We start from the raw sequence: 17,550 nt of genomic DNA, 5'->3' as shown, positions 1-17,550 counted from the left end.
CGGATCCGTCCGGCACGGGGCGCTGTCGTTCACTTGCCCTTGTCGACAGCCGCCTTGAGTCTCGCGGTGAATTGGGCGTGCGCCTCGCGCATCTCCTTCTCGCGGTTGGCCTTGTAGAAGGGGGCGGTGTAGCCCTCGGGGGGCTCGGGGCGCTCTTTCTTCTGGTAGGCGAGGAGGTGGTCGTAGTGGTCCTTGGTCTGACCGAAGCCGTATGTGTAGCGGTTCCCCGCGATCTTGCGCTCGTTGGCGTCGAACCACGTCACGGCGTCGAAGTCCTGCATGATCGGGAACCGGGACTTGTACATGGCCACGAGCGCGTCAGCGCTCACGCCTAGCCAGACGGCGACCAGCGCGTCGATCTCCACCAGGGCCGCACGCCGCGCTCGTTCGGTTCGGAGTGGGGTGTCCCGATTCCATGCCGGGCCAACGGTGTGCAGCGGCTGGAGGTCGGGCCAGTCGCGTGCCCACGGTTCGTAGGCAGGCCAGGTGAGGTCGTAGAGCTCCTCCCAAAGGTCTGCGTACGCGCTTGTGAGGCAGTTGAGGCGGAGGGCGCGCAAGAGCAGCGCTGAAGCGAGCGGATGGCTCTCTGACGGTGCAGGCAGCGCACGCGCACCACGTACTTGCAAGTCGCCTCGGCCGGTCGTGCGCAGGAAGTAGTCGACCGGGAGCGAAGTCCAGAAGGCCCCCACAAGGACCGTCCTTCTGTCGCTGCCAGCGGAAAGGCTGTGGACCATGTGAATGTGGCTTGGCCCCGGAGGCACAAGGGCCGCATACAGCGCCCGCTCCGTATCCGGCGCGATCTGACGCCGCCACGCCACCCGATAGAACTCCGTATACGGCCTCCGCAGCCGCCGTACCAGCTCCCCCTCCACCTGTTCCTCGGTAACCTCAGCCGGCTCCACCCCGAACCGCCTCGCCGCAGCCCCCCGCGCCCGCGTCACCTCACGCTCGGACGCCTTGAGCTGCTCCAGAGTCCTCCCGTCGCTCCACATGTCCTGCGCGGCCCGGTACACCTCGGGCTTCGCGACGTACACGTACTCGGACTCGGGCACAGCGTCGTCGGCCAGCGTCAACGGGTTGAGGCCCAGGACCTCGCCGCCGCCCTGGCTCGGCTGCTTGAACATGGGGTTGGCCAGACCGATCTGTGGGCCCTTGAGGATCACCTCGGACCAGGCGGCGGGTCGTCGGACCGCGCCCGAGTCGTCTGGGGTGTTGTAGTCGATGAGGTCGGCCGCCTTGGCCCCGCTCTCGTCGTAACCGCGTGCGATCTGTGGGTCGTACTCGGCGAGCCGCAGCGAGTAGTCCGCCAGCGCCTCGATGGCCTGGGCCTCCGCCGTGCTCACCGGTGACAGCAGCCGGGCCTGGCGTACCGGCTGGGTCTCGTCGCCGGTGAGCTTCTGCCAGCGGGCGAGCGTGTCCTCGTCCACCCGAACGATCCGCTTCTGGTGCGGGCGTTCGTCCCAGCTGTCGCCGTAGCGGACCCCCGGGTCGGGGGCCGTGCCGTCGTCGTCTGCCGACAGGCGCAGGGCGTCGACGGAGAAGAGCCAGGAGAGGTGGTCGAAGCCGATCTCGCCCACCTGACCGTAGACGTGGACGCCGAAGTGGCTGGACCGGCCGACGGGCGGCGGGAAGAAGCGGTTGCCCGCGTTCACGAAGTCGCCGTGCACCCGCAGCCTGCTGTACGCGGCCTCCCGCAGCCGCCCTTCCTTGTCTCCGCTGAAGTGGGAGTCGGGGTGGACGAGGCCCACGGTGCCGTTGTTCGCCGTGTGCTGCCAGGTCTGGCACATGAAGGCCCGGTACAGGTCCGGCTGGGTTCCCGCGAGCAGGGGGTACACCGGGCCTGAGCCCAGCATCTCGCCCATGCCGCTCGTCGAGGCGAGTTCGGCGAGCAGGTACGCGCGGGCGCGGGGCCGCTTCAGCAGTTCGTCGCGCCGCCGCGTGCGTTCCACCTTGGTCGGCTTCTCGGTGAGCATGAACCACGGGTCGTGCTCGGCGAGGACCGGGTTCTCCTCCCATCTCGGCCGCACCCACGGCGGATTCCCCACCTGAAGGTCGAACCCACCCCCCGGCCCCCGGAACACGTGGGCGAAGTGCAGCTCCCAGTGGAAGAAGCCGTGGCCGTCCTCGGCCTTTATGTCCTTCTCCGTCGTGCCGGCGATGTCCTCGACCGTGTTCAGCCACGGGTAGCGGAACGGCAGCAGCCGGGCCGGGCGCATGCCGAGGAAGCCCTCCAGGCGGTCCTCGACGTCGGCCAGCAGCTCCAGTGCCTCGTCGGGACTGAGGTTCTCGATGCCCGAGAGCAGGGAGTTCTCGGGAATGTCGGCCTTGCCGAGGACGCTCTCCAGGAAGTCCAGCCAGTCGCCGAGACTCTGGAGCGGGACGGTCGTGCGCTCCGGCGGCCGGGCGACGGACTTGCGGACCGGCGCGGTCCCCCCGGGCCCGGTGTCGGCGCCCAGTTCCTCCTGCTCGCCGTCCGGGTCGTCGAACAGCCCGGTCGCCCGCCACACCTGATCCCCTGGAGCCGGGCCGGTCGGCGCTGCCGGTTCCTCCGCTCGGGGTCCGCGCAGCAGGCCCCGTACCGACGCCTCGTCGACCAGCGCGCCGCCCGTCCCGTACACCGGGTCGGTCCCGTCGAGTGCACCGACCTTGTCCAGCGGCCAGAACCACAGGGCGCACCACGCGTCCATGACGGTCTTCAGCCGCCAGTAGGGGGTGCCCTGGCGGGTCAGGTCGTCGAGGACCTTTTGTTTGTCCTCCGCCTCCGAGGACTGCTCCAGCCAGTCCGCGCCCCAGACGTCGACGCGGCGGGCGACGGCCCGCTCGGAGAGTTCCAGCCTGGTCGCGACGAGCGACCACAGGAACTCGGCGCGCCGGGCCACGCCCTGCAACCGGCCCAGCTCGGTCTTGTCGGCGGCCTTGAGCCACCGGTCGTAGCGCTTCTGCCGTGCCTCGGGGGTCTCCTCGCCGCGTTCCTGGAAGGGTTTCGGTCCCTTCGGGGCCCTCTGGACTCCCTTGCGCCACGCGCCGAGCGCCCTGGCCTGGTCCTCGGCGAGTCGCTTCGCCTCCGGCTCGCCCGCGACCGCGCCCCAGCCGATGGCGGGCAGCAGGAACTGGTGGACGGCGCCCTCGGGCAGTGGGCCCGTACGGAAGGGCAGGTCGGTCGGCGGGAGGGTGTACTTCTTCGCCAGCCAGCCGCCGCCCGTCAGATCATCGGCCTTGTAGACCTTCCGGCTCGCGCCGATGAGGGAGTTGCCGCGCCGCAGGTGCAGGCCGAACCATGGAGCGCGCATGCCCGGGTGCATGGAGTTGAGCCAGAGGGAGACCTCCGCGAGTTCCACCGCCGTGGCGTTCAGGTCGACCCCGTAGGCGTTGTGCAGGGCGATGTACGCCTTGGCCTTCTGGAGCTCGATCTGCCGCAGCTCGGGGTCCACCCGGCGGCCCAGCTCGCGTTCGCGCCGCCGCAGATACTCGGCGGCCACCTGGTCGATGGCCTCGTTGAGGAACGCGCCCGAACCGAGGGCGGGTTCGCAGATCTTCCAGTCGAGGAGTTCGCGGGCCTCGGTGACGGTGCCGTGCTGGTCGAGCCGGTGCTTGAGGGCGAGTTCGACCGTGACCTCGGTGAGGGACTTCGGAGTGTAGTAGGAGGCGGAGGTCTGGCGGTCGCGGCCGGCCAGGCGGTAGACGAACGTGCCCTCGTCGTGGACGACCCGCTCCAGGCGGCCGGTCTCGGGATCCGTCCGATGGACGAAGAACTTGTCGTCGTAGTCCTGGACACGGTCCGCGGGGATCGTCCAGCTGCCGCCGGAGGGGTCGCCGCCCTTGGCGACCTCGTACAGCTTCTTCTCGGCGATGGAACCGGTGTAGGACATCAGGCCCTCGTACACCGCGCCGAGCTGGTTGATGCCGAGCTGGGCGTACGAGATGAAGCCGCCGCGCTCCCTGCCCCGGCCCTGGGTGAGCATCAGGCGGCGCAGCACCTTGTGCAGGGTCTCGTTGCGCAGCCGGGTGTCCAGGAACGGGCGGCGCTTCTCCCCTTCGCCGCCCCGGTACGCCGGGTTCTCGATGCGGTCGTCGCCGATCAGGCGGACGGCGTCCTTGGTGAACAGTTCGGAGCGCAGGGCCTCGAAGCGCAGGCCCGCGCCGGTGCTGCGGGCGGCGGCGCGGCGGACGCGGTCGGCCTCGCGGACGCGTTCGGTGTGCTCGGCGCGGGTGAGGGAGCCGGCGGCGAGCAGCCGGTCCGCCTCGTGCTCCGCCTCGGCGGCCTCACGGGCGGCGGCCTCGGCCTTCAGGTCCTCCGGCTCCGTGCCGTAGCGGCGGTGGCCGTTCTCGACCTTGTCGAAGAGCAGGTTCAGCGACTCGTAGAGGTGGAAGCCGCGCCGGGAGCGCTCGCCGACGAGGTCACGCAGGACGAGGTCGCCGAGGCGCTGGAGGCCGTAGCCCTGCTCGTACTCGGGGTAGTCGGAGGGCAGGATGCCGAGCGCCGGGCTGGCCTCGGCGTAGAGGAGGAACAGGATGCGGTAGAGGTAGCGCAGGGACTCACGGCTCAGTTCCTTGGCGAGGCGGGCCGGGTCGTCGAGGTCGGCCGGGGCGACGCCGTTCTCTGGTTCGCGCAGGCGCGCCAGGACCTCGTTGGCGATCCACTCGACGCTCAGGCGCAGGCCCTCGCGCAGTTCGGTGGAGACGCCGACGGCGTGCTTGCCGGAGTTGTCGACGAAGGCGGCGAGCGGCGCGGTGCCGCCCCCGGCGGGCACGCGCAGCGAGTCGGCGCCGAACAGGGCGGCCAGGGTATCGAGTTCGCCGCCGTGGCGGTCGTCGCGGCGGTTGAGGGCCGCGTCGAGGTCGGCGGCCAGGTAGCGGCCCTCGGGCCAGGCGAGGCGGTCGGCGAGGATTATGACACCGCCGACGAGGAGGAGGACGTAGCGCGGCGGGGTGTCGCAGGCGAAGAGGAAGTCGGTGAGGGCCTTGGCGTCCTCGATCTCCAGCGACCCCTCCAGCTTCACGGGGTGCAGGAGTCGGCCGGCGCCGTCCGGGTCGAGGGCGGCGTCGGGTTCGGTGGTCCAGCCGCAGGAGACGGCGTACAGGCCGGGTTCGGCGTGGACGACCTGGAGGCTGTACGCGTGGTCGGCGCGGTGGACGGTGACGGTCTGCTCGTGGGCGGCGGTGTGGCCCAGGGCGCGCAGAGTGTCCAGATGCAGTTCGGTGACCCGTTTCCGCCAGCCCGCCGGAACGGGCGCGTCAGGTTCGGCGAGGGCCTCCGCGTCCTGGGCGAGGGCGGCGCGGCCGGCGAAGTAGGGGCCGTGCAGGGCGCGCAGTGTCTCGCGTGGCGTGCGGGCGCGCGGGGGGACCGCGGCGGGGTCGAGGCCCTGACGTTTCGCCTCGGCGACGGCGTCGGCGTGACGGCGGCGTTCCTCCTCCTCGAAGGCGGCCCAGCGGGTGAGGAGGCCGTCCTTGGCCTTGAGATCCTTGGGGAGGACCTCAGCGAGGTAGTGGGCCGAGAGGTAGTCGCCGTGATTGACGAGGGAGTCGTACGTCATGCTCGGTTCTCCGCCTGGGCTTCGGGGGCGGTCGGGGTGCCGGGGCGGTCGAGGACGGCCAGGACGCGCAGCAGGGGGCGGCCGGTGGTGTGCAACTGGTCCAGCAGCCGGGCCAGTTCGTCGGCGGTCTCCTCGACGAGGCGTTCGCGGCGGCCCGAGAGGCCGGGGAGCAGCGAGTCGGTACGCCACTGGGCGACGTGATCGCGGTATGTGGCGAGAGGTTCGCTGATCGTCTCCTCCCACTCGGCCTGCCCGGCGTCCAGGTGGGCGCGGGCGGCGGCGACGGCGGCCGGGACGAGGGCCTGAAGACGGTCCAGGCCGGCCGGCCCGCCGGTGCGGGCGAGCCTCGGGCCGACCTTCGCGTCGCGCAGCGCGTCCGCCATGGGGCGCACCTCGGGCGTGCCGTTTCCGGCACCTTCGGTGCCGAGGCCGGACACAGCCATCCAGCGCACCACGGTGGGGCGGCCCAGGGCGTTGGAGTGGATGCCCTGGACGAGGAAGACCGGGCCGTCGACGTGCGGGGTGGTGATGACCGGGGCCTCCTGCCGGCCGAACTCGACGAGGACCTTGTCCGTCAGCCACTCCACCACCGGGTGGATGTCGGTGAGGAAGGAGACCTCCGGCCACATGGTGGTGCTGCTGTCCCTGGCCTCGGTGAGCTTGCGCTGCGCGAGGGCGCGGTCGAAGGTGACCAGCATCCGCTCGGCGACCCGCTGCTCCTTCAGGTAGGACGGCGGCAGGGCCTTGAGGCGGTGGAGCAGGTCGGGGGCCATGGCCGGGGACAGCGAGAAGTACGCGCCGCCCCTGGCGTCCGCGCCGGACGCCAGACCGACGACATCCTCGGCGCGCTCCTCGTAGACCTCGTCGAGAGCGGTGGAGACGAAGGCGGCCGTGTCCCCCTCGAAGAGGGAGATCTGCTCGGCGCGTGCGGGCAGTTCCTGCTCGGTGACGGTGTCCACCTGGCCGAACAGGTCGGCGAGGGCGCTGTCGGCGTCCGGGTCGGGCTCCAGGAATTCCTCGACGCTGCCGCCTTTGACCAGTTCCCTGATGAGCCGGCGTTCCTCCTCCTCGGCCCGGTAGAAACCGGACACGGCCTCTGCGGTGCCGTCCAGTTTGTGGGCCTCCTCCTCGCGGCGGAGCAGCTTCTCCGCGACCGTGCGGTCGTCCTTGGCGCCGGGGACGGCCGAGGTGAGGATCAGCGCGCTGAACTGGGGCTCGTACTTCTGCCCGTACCGGTCGATACGGCCGTTGCGCTGCTCGATGCGGATCAGCGACCACGGGATGTCGTAGTGGATCAGGTGGTGGCACTGGCGGTGCAGGTTGACGCCCTCGGAGGCGACGTCGCCGGTGAACAGCAGCCGGACCGGGGTGTCGGCGAGGCCGAACGCCTCCAGGACGTCGCCCTGTTCGTCGTCGCTGAGGCCGCCGTGCATCACGGCCACGGCCTTGGCCGTGCCGTCGGCCGCGACCGTGAAGCCGAGTCGGGCGGGGACGACCTGAGCGAGCCAGGTGAGGGTGCGGACGCGTTCGGAGAAGACCACCGCCCGGGTGGTGGACCGGGGGCCGACGCCGATCTCCTTCAACTGCGCGACGAGCGCGTCGAGTTTGGCTGAGTCACCGGGGGCGGTGCCGTCGCCCATCCCGGTGATGATCTCCCGCAGCCGGGCCAGGGCCGCCTGCTCGGGGGCGATGGCCGGGTCGGGCCGCAGCCCCTTCTCGCCGGCCTTGCGGACGCGGTCGGCGAGTGAGGCGACGCGCTTGTCGACCGTCTCACCGAGAGCGACGTGGGAGGACAGGAACGTCTTCAGCAGCTGGTAGGCGAAGAGCTGCTCGGTGGCGACCGAGGTGCGGTCCTCGTCGGCCGTGCCGAACTCCGTGCTCGCCGGCGGGGCGGGCAGCCAGTGCTCGGTCAGCTCGGTGAAGATGCGCTCCTCCGCCTCGGTGGCGGCACAGTGGAGGGAGACGGTCGGGCCTCGGTCGGGCCACTCGGTGCCCATCTCGTCGCGCACCTCGGGGCTGATCTTGGTACGCCGGATGTAGAGGTGTCCGAGGTCCGCCTCGGGGTCGTAGTGGTCGCGGTCGGCGATGGCGGCCGGGTCGAGCAGGGAGATCAGGTCGGCGAAGGAGCGCTTGTCGCCGTTGTGCGGGGTCGCGCTGGCGAGCAGCAGGGCGTCGGTACGCGGGGCCAGAGTCTCGGCGAGGGCGCGGCGCTGACTGCCCGGGTTGATCAGGTTGTGGGACTCGTCGATGACGACGGCGTCCCAGCGGATGCGCTCCAGGTGGTGCCGGTACTGGCCGATGTTCTTGAGCGTGTCCACGGAGATGATCACGCGCTTGTAATGAGTGAACGGGTTCCGGCCCGCCGGGAGCTCGCGCTGGACGCGCTGGATGCCGAGCGAGTCGAGCCGCACGAGCGGGATCGAGAAACGGGTCCACAGTTCGTGCTGGAACTGTTCCAGGATGCTCTGCGGGGTCACGACCAGGATGCGCTCGCCCCGTCCGCGGCGGATGAGTTCCGCGAGGGTCAGGCCGATCTCCAGCGTCTTGCCGAGGCCCACGACGTCGGCGATCAGGACCCTGGGTCGGAGGTTGCGCATGGACAGGGCGAGCTCGGCCGGACGCTGCTGGTAGACCAGCGGGTCCAGCAGGAAGCGGTCCGCGAGGGCGAGCCCCCGCTCCGACTGCGGCAACGGCGTCTTGCGCAGAACGGCTTCGAGGAACAGGCGGCTGCGCCGGAAGTACGAGGAGGTGTCGGGGACCAGTCGGGTCTTCTCCGGGTCGAGCAGTTCGACCGTGTCGATCCCGCTGAAGAAGACGGCTTCCTCGTCCCGCACGAACTCGGATACGCCGACCGCTTCGATCCGCTCACCGTCACGCTCGGTCGTGATGGTGTTGCGGACCAGCCACTCCTCGTCCCGTACAAGGATCTGCGCTCCCGGCGGGAACCGAGTCCCGTCTTGCGTCGCCCCCTGGTCGGTCACCCGCGGCCCCTTCGCCTTCCCGTTCCAACTGCAATCCCGTGGTCCTGCTGTCCAGCAGTCCTGCGACCGCAAGTCTGTCACGGTGGAGGAAGGGCTCGTACGGGCATCGGCGACGCGAACCGGCGCGGCTCAGAAGCGCGCCTCCCGCGCGTACCCTGCGCGGATCCGCTCAGCGATCTGGAGGGGGGTCGAGAGTCGGACGCCAGTGCTCCCACGGCTTCGGGACGAGCTCCCGTCCTGCCCGAGGACGGTCTCCCCGGGGACGGAGGGGCCAGCGCTCCCGGATTCCCCGCCGGGTTCGTCGTCGATGTCGGCGGGCTGCCCCGCCCCGGCCGGTACCGCCGTGACCGCCTGCTCGTCGTCCTCCACCGCCGCCGGGTCGACGGCGGTGGGCGTGTAGGTGGGGGCGTCGGCCCCCGGTGCGGGCCCGGGGGCCGGCGCGGGGAGCTGTGGCACGACGATCTCGGGCGTGAGGTCGGTGAGGCGGTACTTGGCCTGGAGAGCGGTCAAGCCCTGGTCGTGGATGGCCCGTACGAGGCGCTTGATGACCTCGGGCAGAGCGGGCCGGGCGCCGGGGTCCGGCGCGAGCATGTCTGTGACCAGGGGCCCGAGCTCCGGTGGCAAGTCCGTCAGGTCGGGAGGAGTCGCCGGGTCCTCGATCTTCAGAGCAACGGCCTGCCAGGTGGGTCCCTCGTACGGGTAGTGTCCGGTCGCGGCGAACAGCAGCACCGCGCCCAGCGCGTAGACGTCGGCGGACCGGTCCAGCTGGTGCTCGCCCCGGGCCTGCTCCGGCGGCATGCACAGCACGCTGCCGACGACGAAGCCGGTCGCCGTCAGGGTGGTGCGGCGCTCGGCGAGCACGGCGAGACCGAAGTCGATCACCTTGGGGCCGTACCGGGACAGCAGGATGTTCTGCGGCTTGAGGTCACGGTGGAGCAGCCCCGCGTCGTGCACGGTGCCGAGGCCCTCCGCCAGCAGCGCTCCGAGGCTGGCGGTCTCGGCGAGCGGGAGGGGGCCGTGCTCGGTGACGAAGGTGCGCAGATCCGGTCCGGGGACGTACTCCACGGCGAGCCAAGGCTGATCAGCGTCCGCATCGGCTCCCACGAAGGCCGCGACGAACGGCCCGTACACCGTGCGCAGGCTGTCCACTTCGGACAGGAAACGCGCGCGGGTGTCCTCGTCGAGGACGGAAGGCTTGATGACCTTCACGGCGGCCTGGTGGCCGGCCGCGGACTCACCGAGGAAAACCTGCCCCATGCCGCCGGCCCCGATCCGGCAGACGAGGGCGAAGCCCCCGATCTCCTTCGGGTCCTCGTCCCTCAGTGGTTCCACAATGCTGTGCCTCCCTCTTGTGGCCTGTACGCGCCGCTGCGGACGAGAGCCGAGCTGGACCGGAATCAGTGTATGCAAGGCCTGGGGTTTCCCTGCGCTGCTTACGTGACCAAGCCCCCCCCCGACAGGGGACTCGGCGGAACGCCGTTGTCCGCTTGTGCCCTCTGCTGTCTTGCCAACGAATTTCCTGGATCAGGCCAGCCGACTGTAGTGGTGATCGCTACGGTGTTAACCGCAGAGCGAAGAGGGGATCTCGATCCATGAGAGCAGACACAGTCGACCTGCGTCGGATCTTCGGCAGGGACATCCGTTACACGGTGCCGCTGTTCCAGAGGCCGTACGTGTGGAACCGGGACGACAACTGGTCAGCTCTGTGGGAGGACATTCGCCGCACCGTCGAGCGGGCAGAGCAGGCGGCCCTGACCGGCGATACGGTGGCTCCGCACTTTCTCGGCGCCGTTGTCTTCGACGAGACGCCGTACCTTTCGTCAAGTCTGGAGACGCGGCAGGTCATTGACGGCCAGCAGCGTCTCACAACTCTGCAGTTGTTCCTGTTCGCGGCCCGCCTGTCCGCAGCGGCTCTCAACCATGAGCGGTCCGTGCGGCTGCTGAGCAAGTTCCTGGAGAACGACGAGGACCTGTTCGACCGCGTCCAGCACCCCGATCACCTCTACAAGGTGTGGCCGACCAACGCGGACCGGGACGAGTTCCGCACCGTCATGCGCGGTCAGGGCGGGGCAGGACGGTTCGCCGAAGCCATCACCTACTTCAAGCAGGAGATCGACGCTTGGCTGGCAGAAGCCGCCGAACCGGAGGAGCGGCTAGGGACGCTGGTGCAGACCCTGCGGGAACAGTTGCGCCTGGTCATCATCGATCTGGAAAAGCACGACGACGCTCAGGTCGTCTTCGAGACGCTGAACAGCCGCGGTACACCGCTGGAGCACGCGGATCTGATCAAGAACCTACTGTTCCGTGACGCGGAACGCGCCGGCGCGGACATCGACCGGCTCTACAAAACGTACTGGGCTCCCTTCGACCAGGACGAATGGCGCACGGAACAGACGACTGGCCGCATCACGCGAAGCCGCCTCGACGTGTTCCTGACGTACTGGCTCACGATGCGAACACAGCGGGAGTTCACCGCCTCCGCCCTGTTCAAGGAGTTCGAGCGCTGGCTGCTCTCGGCTGCCGTCCCTACGGAGGAGGTCTTCGCCGAACTGGCGCGATACGCCGAGATCTACGACCTGATCGACGATTACCCGCAGCACGGCGTCGAGGGCCGGTTCCTCTACCGGATGAAAGTCCTTCAGACCTCCACTCCGATGCCCCTGCTTCTTCTCCTGTACGGCCTGGACGAGTCCGTGCTGCCCCCGGAGCGCCGTCGACGGGCGATCCGCGCCATCGACAGCTACCTCGTTCGCCGGGCGCTGCTCAATCTCAGCAACCGCGACCACAACAACGTTTTCCGTGACCTGGTCGCCGCTGCAGCCCGGCAGCCCGACCGCGCGGACGAGGCCGTCATCAAGGCCCTCTCGGCAATGCAGGGAGCCCACCGTCATTGGCCGAGCGACCATGAGTTCCGCGCTTCGTTGGAACAGGACCCCATCTACACCCGCCTGTACCGCCGCGGCGTACGCATCCTCCTGGAAGCGCTGGAGGACGAACTCCGCACCGACCACACCGAACAGCTCGTCGTCCCGCTCGGCGAGCAGGCGGGCGCGAAGTTGACCATCGAACACGTCATGCCGCAGAGCTGGCGCGACAACTGGCCGCCCCTCGAAAACGATCCATCCGAAGGCTCCGACCGCGACGAACTGGTCCACACCCTCGGCAACCTGACCCTGGTCACTGCCCGCCTGAACCCCACCTTGGGAAACATGGCCTGGGAAGACAAGCGGCAATGGCTCAGCAAGCACAGCCTGCTGCGTCTCACCCACGGCACCCTGCTCAGCGCACCACCGAACACCGACTTCAGCGACTGGGCTGCCACCTGGGACGAGCACCGGATCCACGCACGTGGCTCCTACCTTGGCTCACTGTCTTTGAACATTTGGCCGCACGCTGATGGCCTACTCGCCGCTCCGGTTTCTGCCGACCGCGGCGACAAGTGAAGGTGGCGATGAGCACGTGGCGGGTTGATCATCCTGCCACGCGCAATAGCCGCTACTAACCTCCGCTGTTCAGCGGAACGTGAGCTGACGCCCTGACCGGCGAAACGAAGAAGAAGCCCAACGCCACCACAGTCTCCACGGTCACCCAGACCGTAACTGCTGCGCCGCAGAAGGTACAGCAGCCTTCATACAAGACGTCGACGGGCCGTGGACCATCTGTGGACCGGATAGGCATAATCGAGCCTCCGTGAGGCCATGAACAGCTGTTATTCATGGACCCGAAACGGCCTCCGGAGCCGTGTGTGCAGGTTCGCATCCTGGCAAGGGCACCGGACGCTTGGGCCCTGGCCAGGGGAAATGCACGTCCGGGGCGTTCTTGTCCATGCCGAAACGCACACGGCCCACTTGGCCGTGAAGACCCGATCCAGCAGGGCTTCGTCATGTGATTTTGCGGCACCGGGCGGAGGAAATCCTCTATGTCGTCAACCGGGTCATTGACGACGTCGGCCTTTCGCCCCGGTCAAGCGGCCACCACCGAGATGCCCGCAGCCGCCGGGCGCATCATCGGCGCCGGCGAAGCCGCAGGCTTCGCCGTGGAACTGGCCCAGCAGAACCCGGAAGCACGCACACACTCGACTGAACGTCACCGACCCGGCCGGCGGCATCCAGAACAGGGTGGGACTCTTCGCCGAGTTTCTCGGCTTCTCAGCCACCCGCCCGTGCACTCTCAGTTGGGCCTGGTCCTGCACTCCGCCGACGTCGCCGCCGGGGAAGACTTCGCTCTGGGCGGCCGGGCCGTGGTCCGCGACCTCGTCGGTGTCGACGGCCTCTTCAAGGCCGGATTCACCCGCGGTCGCCCGATGGAGCCGGCCAGGCATACAGAACGACGACGGTTTCGACCCGCGCATGTTCGTCGAGTCGCCGGCCCGCGTCCAGGGGTACCCCGACCAGCAGTTCGCCGGCTGCGGCCTTATCGCCACCGTCACCGCCACCGCAGGCCTGCGGGAGCGATCGGCCGACTGGCGACACCCACCGACTGACCGCGCCGCAGCGACCGCATCCCCCCTCCCGTCAGCGGCAGCCCGCACACGATGGCTGACCCGGTCGACCGGGCGGAGGGTGTCCGGCTTGCGATCCTGCCGCGGGCACCAGCCCCATGGCTTTCGGTGGTCGGCTCAGCGCTGGAGGAGGCGCAGTTGGAGCCATACCGCGAGTCGGTCGTCGGGCTGTTCCAGGGGCAGGCCGAAGAGTTCGGCCGTGCGTCGCAGGCGGTAGCGGAGGGTGTTCGTGTGCACGCCCAGGCGCGCTGCGGCCTCGGCGACGTTGCCCACCGCTTCCAACCAGGCGAGGAGCGAGGCGACGAAGTCCGTTCCGTTCTCGGTGTCATGAGCGACCATCGCGGCGACACCGGGGTGTCTCAGGCGTGGTTCGTGGCCGAGTTCGTCGCCGACGCGGGCCAGCAGGAGCCGTGCGCGCACGTCGTCGAGGGTGGCGACGGGCGGTGCGTCCGGGTGGGCGACGGTCACCCGGAGAATGTCGTCCGTCTCGCGGCGCATCGCGGGCAGACGTGCCGGATCCGTGTCGGCGGGGGCGATCGCCGCGCGTACGAAGTCGCCGAACGAGCCGCGGATCGAGGTGAGCGCGCCTTTGGCGAGGCGGGTCGCGGCCGCGGAGCCGCCGCCGGGCAGCAGGACGTAGACGGCGCGGGATGTCGTGGCGATGCTCGCGTCGGGGCGGACGGGCACGACGTAGCGGGTCAGGGCGTGCCCCAGGTGGGCTGTCAGGGCGAGGAGACCCCTGGCGTCGGCGGAGGCCGCGAATCCGAGAAGGCCGAGTTCGGCTCCTGGCGGGATGGACAGACGGAAGCTGGTCTCGTGGGTGGGCCACAGGCCCTCCAACGCGCCCAGGAGCGCGCTCTCGCGCTTTTGGAGTTCGAGTTCGCTCGCGTTGCGATCGCGGAGGATGTGCAGTGCGGCCAGTCGTGCGCAGTCGATCAGAGCTCGTTCTCCGTCGGCGCCGATGCCGTCGGGGCTTTCGATCGCCCAGATCGTGCCGAGAGGCTGGGTGCCGGCCCTGATGGTGATGGCTGCTCGTGGCAGGGCGCCGAGGGCCTCGGGGAAGCGGACCACGCCTTCGGAGCCGAGCAGGACGCGATAGCGCTCCAGGTTGTGGTCGATCTCCGGGACTCGGCGGCTGAGAATTCCTTCGCGACGCAGGGAGTCGATGCGCTGATCGGGAGATGACGAGTAGGCCATCACCCGTCGGTCCAGGTCCTCGATCGCCACGGACCCGCCGATGACGGCGCTGACTGCGTTCGCCAGCGCGAAAAGGCCGTCGCCGCTGTCCGCCGCCGACCCGCCGCCGACGCCTTGCGACCCCAGGACGGACAGCAGCAACGCGTCGAGGTGGCGCCAGGAGACCTCGTCCGCCGCCGCCAGCAGGGGGAGGCCGCTCCCCTCCGCCTCGGTGACCAGCCCGGCGCCTTTCGCCCCCCTCAGCTTGACGACCATGGCGCTGTACCCGAGGCGGGCCGCTTCCCGTGCGAGTTCGGCTGCCGCGGGCTGATCAGCCAGCAGCCCCGGCATCAGCAGTACCTGGTCACGTCCGGGGGGCAGCGGGTCGGCGGGGTCGTGGAGAACGGTGCCCCGCACCGGCTGTTCCAGCGCGCCCTGCGCGGTCAGCGCGTTGAGGATCGGCGCTCCGATGCCGTCGACGAGGTGACGGACGGTGAAGGTCCTGCTGCTTGGCCGATCGGACAACGACATGGCCAGATCCTAGACCGTTCGGACCAGGACCCCTGGTGCGGGCGGAATACAGAATCGCCGCAATACCCCGCACCGGACCACACGTCCGACCGACCGAATGGAGACGCACATGGCCCGAACTCGTCTCGTCGCTGCCGTTGCCGCGACGACCATGGCCGTGCTCCTCACCGCCTGTGGCGGCGGGGGCGCGGCCGACGGCTCAGCGACGGACGGAGGCAAGGCGGTCGCCGTGCCGGTCGCCGCCGACGCGGCGGTCGCGAAGCTGCTGCCCGCACGCTTCAAGAGCGGGATCAACGTGGCCAGCGGCGTCTACGCGCCCATGGAAATGCTCGACTTGCAGCAGAAGTTCACCGGATTCGACTACGACCTGGGGCAGGCGCTCGGAGCCAAGCTCGGCGTCCCCTTCACCTTCGCCAACCAGGCGTTCGACAGCATCATCCCGTCGCTCCAGTCCGGCAAGCACCAGATCATCATGTACGGGATGAACGACACCCCGGCACGGCGGAGGAGCCTGTACTTCGTCGACTACTTCCACGCCGGCATGGACATCGTCGTCAGGAAGGGCAACCCCGAGAAGATCCGCGGCGTGCTGGACCTCTGTGGCAGGTCCGTCACGGTCGCCAAGGCCACCACGCAGGCCGACCTCATGAGGGCGCAGGCCCCGAGCTGCGAGGCCACCGGCAAGAAGCCGATCACCGTGGTCGAACTGCCCACCGAGGGTGACTCCCTGGTCGCCGTCCGCGCGGGCAAGGGCACCGCCGACGTCCTCGACGCCGCGGTCGCCGAGTACACCGCACGGACGGCCGGCGACGGCAGACAGTTCGAGGTCGTCCACGACGCGGCCCACCCCACCGGCTACACGCCGGTCTTCACCGGCATCGGAGTTCTCCGCAAGGACCACGATCTCGTCCTGGCCCTCCAGGCGGCGCTGACCTCGGTCATCAAGGACGGCACGTACGGCAGGATCCTGACGAAGTACGGCCTGTCGGCGTACGGCGTCACGGCTGCGGAGATCAACGCCGGATGACCGCCACGGACATGATCAAGAAGTCCACCGCCGGGGCGGACGACGTGGTCGCGGAGCCCCGGAGCCACCCGGGGCGTTGGATCGCCGCAGCCGCTCTGGGCGCCCTGTGCGCGGGGTGGGTGCTCTCCCTGTGGAGCAACCGGAACATCGACCACGCCACCGTCGCCGACTTCCTCTTCGACGGGCGGATCCTCCAAGGCGTCCTGCTCACGGTGGGCCTCACCGCCTGCTCGATGCTGCTGGCGACTGCCCTCGCCGTCGCGCTCGCCGTGATGCGGCTCTCCGCGAACCCGGTGCTGCGCGTGGTCTCCTGGGGCTACACATGGTTCTTCCGGGGTACCCCGCTGCTCGTCCAGATCGTCTTCTGGGGCTACCTCGGCCTGCTGTACGAAAGAATCAGCCTCGGTGTCCCGTTCACCTCGATCCACTTCTTCTCCGCGAACACCAATACGATCGTGACCCCGTTCGTCGCCGGCCTGTTGGCGCTCGGGATGAACGAAGCCGCCTACGCCTCCGAGATCGTCCGCGCGGGTCTGCTCTCCGTCGACCACGGCCAGGTCGAAGCAGCCCACTCGCTGGGCATGTCACCGGCATACACGCTGCGGCGCGTCATCGTGCCCCAGGCGATGCGGGTGATCATCCCGCCGATGGGCAACGAGACGATCTCGATGCTCAAGAACACCGCCCTGCTCCAGCTGATCGCGGTGCCGGAGCTCTACACGCGAGCGAGCTGGATCTCCGCGCAGAACCTCAGCCAGGTCGAGCTGCTGATCGTCGCGAGCGCCTGGTACCTGGTCCTCACCTCGGTGCTGTCCGTACCTCAGTACTACCTCGAACGCCGTTACGGCCGCGGTGCGGGCCGCGGCCTGCCCACCACGCCTTGGCAGCAGGCCCGGCACACGGCCACGCGGCTCCGGACCCGCGTCGCACAGGCCGCCCACACCCATCCCCGGAACGCCAGGACGGAGGCGGACTCATGACCCCGAGCCCGTTGGTCGAGGCCAGGAACGTACGCAAACACTTCGGCGCGCACCAGGTGCTCAAGGGCATCGACCTCGAAGTCCGGCGCGGGGAGGTGAGGTGTCTGCTCGGGCCGTCGGGCTCGGGCAAGTCGACCTTCCTGCGCTGCATCAACCACCTGGAGAAGGTCGACGGCGGCCGTATCCATGTCGACGGCGAGTTGATGGGCTACGAGGAACACTCCTCCCGCACGGGGCGTGCCAGGGAGCTGAAGCCCAAGCAGATCGCGGCTCAGCGCCGCGGCATCGGCATGGTCTTCCAGCGGTTCAACCTGTTCCCGCACCTCACGGCCCTGGGGAACATCACCGAGGCCCCGATCGGAGTGGCCCACCACAGCCGCGCGGACGCCCGGTCGCGCGGCATGGAACTGCTGCGGCGGGTCGGCCTCACCGACCACGCCGGCGCCTATCCGGCCCATCTGTCAGGAGGTCAGCAGCAAAGGGTCGCCATCGCACGCGCGCTTGCCATGGAACCGAAGCTGATGCTGTTCGACGAGCCGACCTCCGCGCTGGACCCCGAACTCGTCGGTGACGTGCTGAGCGTGATGCGCGACCTCGCGAGGAGCGGAATGACGATGATCGTCGTCACCCATGAGATCGGCTTCGCCCGCGAGGTGGCGGACCAGGTGGTCTTCATGGACGACGGCATCGTCGTCGAGTCCGGCGCGCCGTCCCGTGTCATCGACGATCCGCGGCACGAGCGCACGAAAGCATTCCTGGACAGCGTCCTGTAGATCGATCATGCGTGCCGCCCCGACGACCCGACGCCCCGACGCCCCGA

The 17,550-nt window shown here is 69.6% G+C and carries 9 protein-coding genes; 4 read left to right on the top strand and 5 right to left on the bottom strand.

Features of this window, described 5'->3' with window-relative positions:
• Positions 1–29: 29 nt before the first annotated feature.
• The 3 genes from BG482_RS17165 to BG482_RS17155 all read right to left on the bottom strand — a co-directional run bounded on the left by BG482_RS17165 (position 30) and on the right by BG482_RS17155 (position 9,847).
• Positions 30–5,534 carry a hypothetical protein gene (locus tag BG482_RS17165; RefSeq protein ID WP_069769916.1) on the bottom strand — a complete coding sequence of 1,835 codons (5,505 nt, stop codon included), beginning with the start codon at positions 5,532–5,534 and terminating at the stop codon, positions 30–32.
• A complete protein-coding gene (locus BG482_RS17160) occupies positions 5,531–8,515 on the bottom strand; it encodes an SNF2-related protein (protein WP_069769915.1) in 2,985 nt (994 codons plus the stop codon). Before BG482_RS17160 ends, BG482_RS17165 begins: the two co-directional genes overlap by 4 nt.
• 129 nt (positions 8,516–8,644) lie before the next feature.
• Positions 8,645–9,847 (bottom strand): serine/threonine-protein kinase, encoded by a 1,203-nt coding sequence (locus BG482_RS17155; protein ID WP_069769914.1) that lies wholly within the window; start codon positions 9,845–9,847, stop codon positions 8,645–8,647.
• A 260-nt stretch (positions 9,848–10,107) separates the two neighbouring features.
• Here BG482_RS17155 and BG482_RS17150 point away from each other — a divergent pair, with 260 nt between their 5' ends.
• Positions 10,108–11,958 (top strand): DUF262 domain-containing protein, encoded by a 1,851-nt coding sequence (locus BG482_RS17150; protein WP_069769913.1) that lies wholly within the window; start codon positions 10,108–10,110, stop codon positions 11,956–11,958.
• A 491-nt stretch (positions 11,959–12,449) separates the two neighbouring features.
• On the opposite strand, the gene BG482_RS17145 is transcribed toward BG482_RS17150, so the two are convergent.
• Together BG482_RS17145 and BG482_RS17140 are read right to left on the bottom strand one after the other, a co-directional pair.
• Positions 12,450–12,866 carry a hypothetical protein gene (locus tag BG482_RS17145; RefSeq protein WP_141746629.1) on the bottom strand — a complete coding sequence of 139 codons (417 nt, stop codon included), beginning with the start codon at positions 12,864–12,866 and terminating at the stop codon, positions 12,450–12,452.
• Between the two features lie 267 nt (positions 12,867–13,133).
• Positions 13,134–14,723, bottom strand: a complete 1,590-nt coding sequence (locus BG482_RS17140) for a CdaR family transcriptional regulator (RefSeq protein ID WP_069769911.1) — start codon at positions 14,721–14,723, stop codon at positions 13,134–13,136.
• A gap of 109 nt (positions 14,724–14,832) precedes the next feature.
• Here BG482_RS17140 and BG482_RS17135 point away from each other — a divergent pair, with 109 nt between their 5' ends.
• The 3 genes from BG482_RS17135 to BG482_RS17125 are packed head-to-tail and all read left to right on the top strand — an operon-like array spanning position 14,833 to position 17,503.
• Positions 14,833–15,750 carry an ABC transporter substrate-binding protein gene (locus BG482_RS17135; RefSeq protein WP_069769910.1) on the top strand — a complete coding sequence of 306 codons (918 nt, stop codon included), beginning with the start codon at positions 14,833–14,835 and terminating at the stop codon, positions 15,748–15,750.
• Positions 15,747–16,730, top strand: a complete 984-nt coding sequence (locus BG482_RS17130) for an amino acid ABC transporter permease (protein WP_069769909.1) — start codon at positions 15,747–15,749, stop codon at positions 16,728–16,730. Before BG482_RS17135 ends, BG482_RS17130 begins: the two co-directional genes overlap by 4 nt.
• Complete coding sequence (locus tag BG482_RS17125; protein WP_079141861.1) at positions 16,727–17,503, top strand: amino acid ABC transporter ATP-binding protein; 777 nt, start codon at positions 16,727–16,729, stop codon at positions 17,501–17,503. The genes BG482_RS17130 and BG482_RS17125 overlap by 4 nt, the downstream gene beginning before the upstream one ends.
• The last annotated feature ends 47 nt before the right edge of the window (positions 17,504–17,550 follow it).

The sequence above is a fragment of the Streptomyces sp. LUP30 genome (genome assembly GCF_001746365.1).
Classification (GTDB): domain Bacteria; phylum Actinomycetota; class Actinomycetes; order Streptomycetales; family Streptomycetaceae; genus Streptomyces.
This window is presented reverse-complemented; position numbering and strand designations above follow the sequence as displayed.

What these genes read in the sequence shown, in the direction of transcription:
- BG482_RS17165 (WP_069769916.1), bottom strand. Translation starts at nt 5,534, where the DNA reads ATGACGTACGACTCCCTCGTCAATCACGGCGACTACCTCTCGGCCCAC.
- BG482_RS17130 (WP_069769909.1), top strand. Translation starts at nt 15,747, where the DNA reads ATGACCGCCACGGACATGATCAAGAAGTCCACCGCCGGGGCGGACGAC.
- BG482_RS17150 (WP_069769913.1), top strand. Translation starts at nt 10,108, where the DNA reads ATGAGAGCAGACACAGTCGACCTGCGTCGGATCTTCGGCAGGGACATC.
- BG482_RS17140 (WP_069769911.1), bottom strand. Translation starts at nt 14,723, where the DNA reads ATGTCGTTGTCCGATCGGCCAAGCAGCAGGACCTTCACCGTCCGTCAC.
- BG482_RS17145 (WP_141746629.1), bottom strand. Translation starts at nt 12,866, where the DNA reads ATGCGCGGGTCGAAACCGTCGTCGTTCTGTATGCCTGGCCGGCTCCAT.
- BG482_RS17135 (WP_069769910.1), top strand. Translation starts at nt 14,833, where the DNA reads ATGGCCCGAACTCGTCTCGTCGCTGCCGTTGCCGCGACGACCATGGCC.
- BG482_RS17125 (WP_079141861.1), top strand. Translation starts at nt 16,727, where the DNA reads ATGACCCCGAGCCCGTTGGTCGAGGCCAGGAACGTACGCAAACACTTC.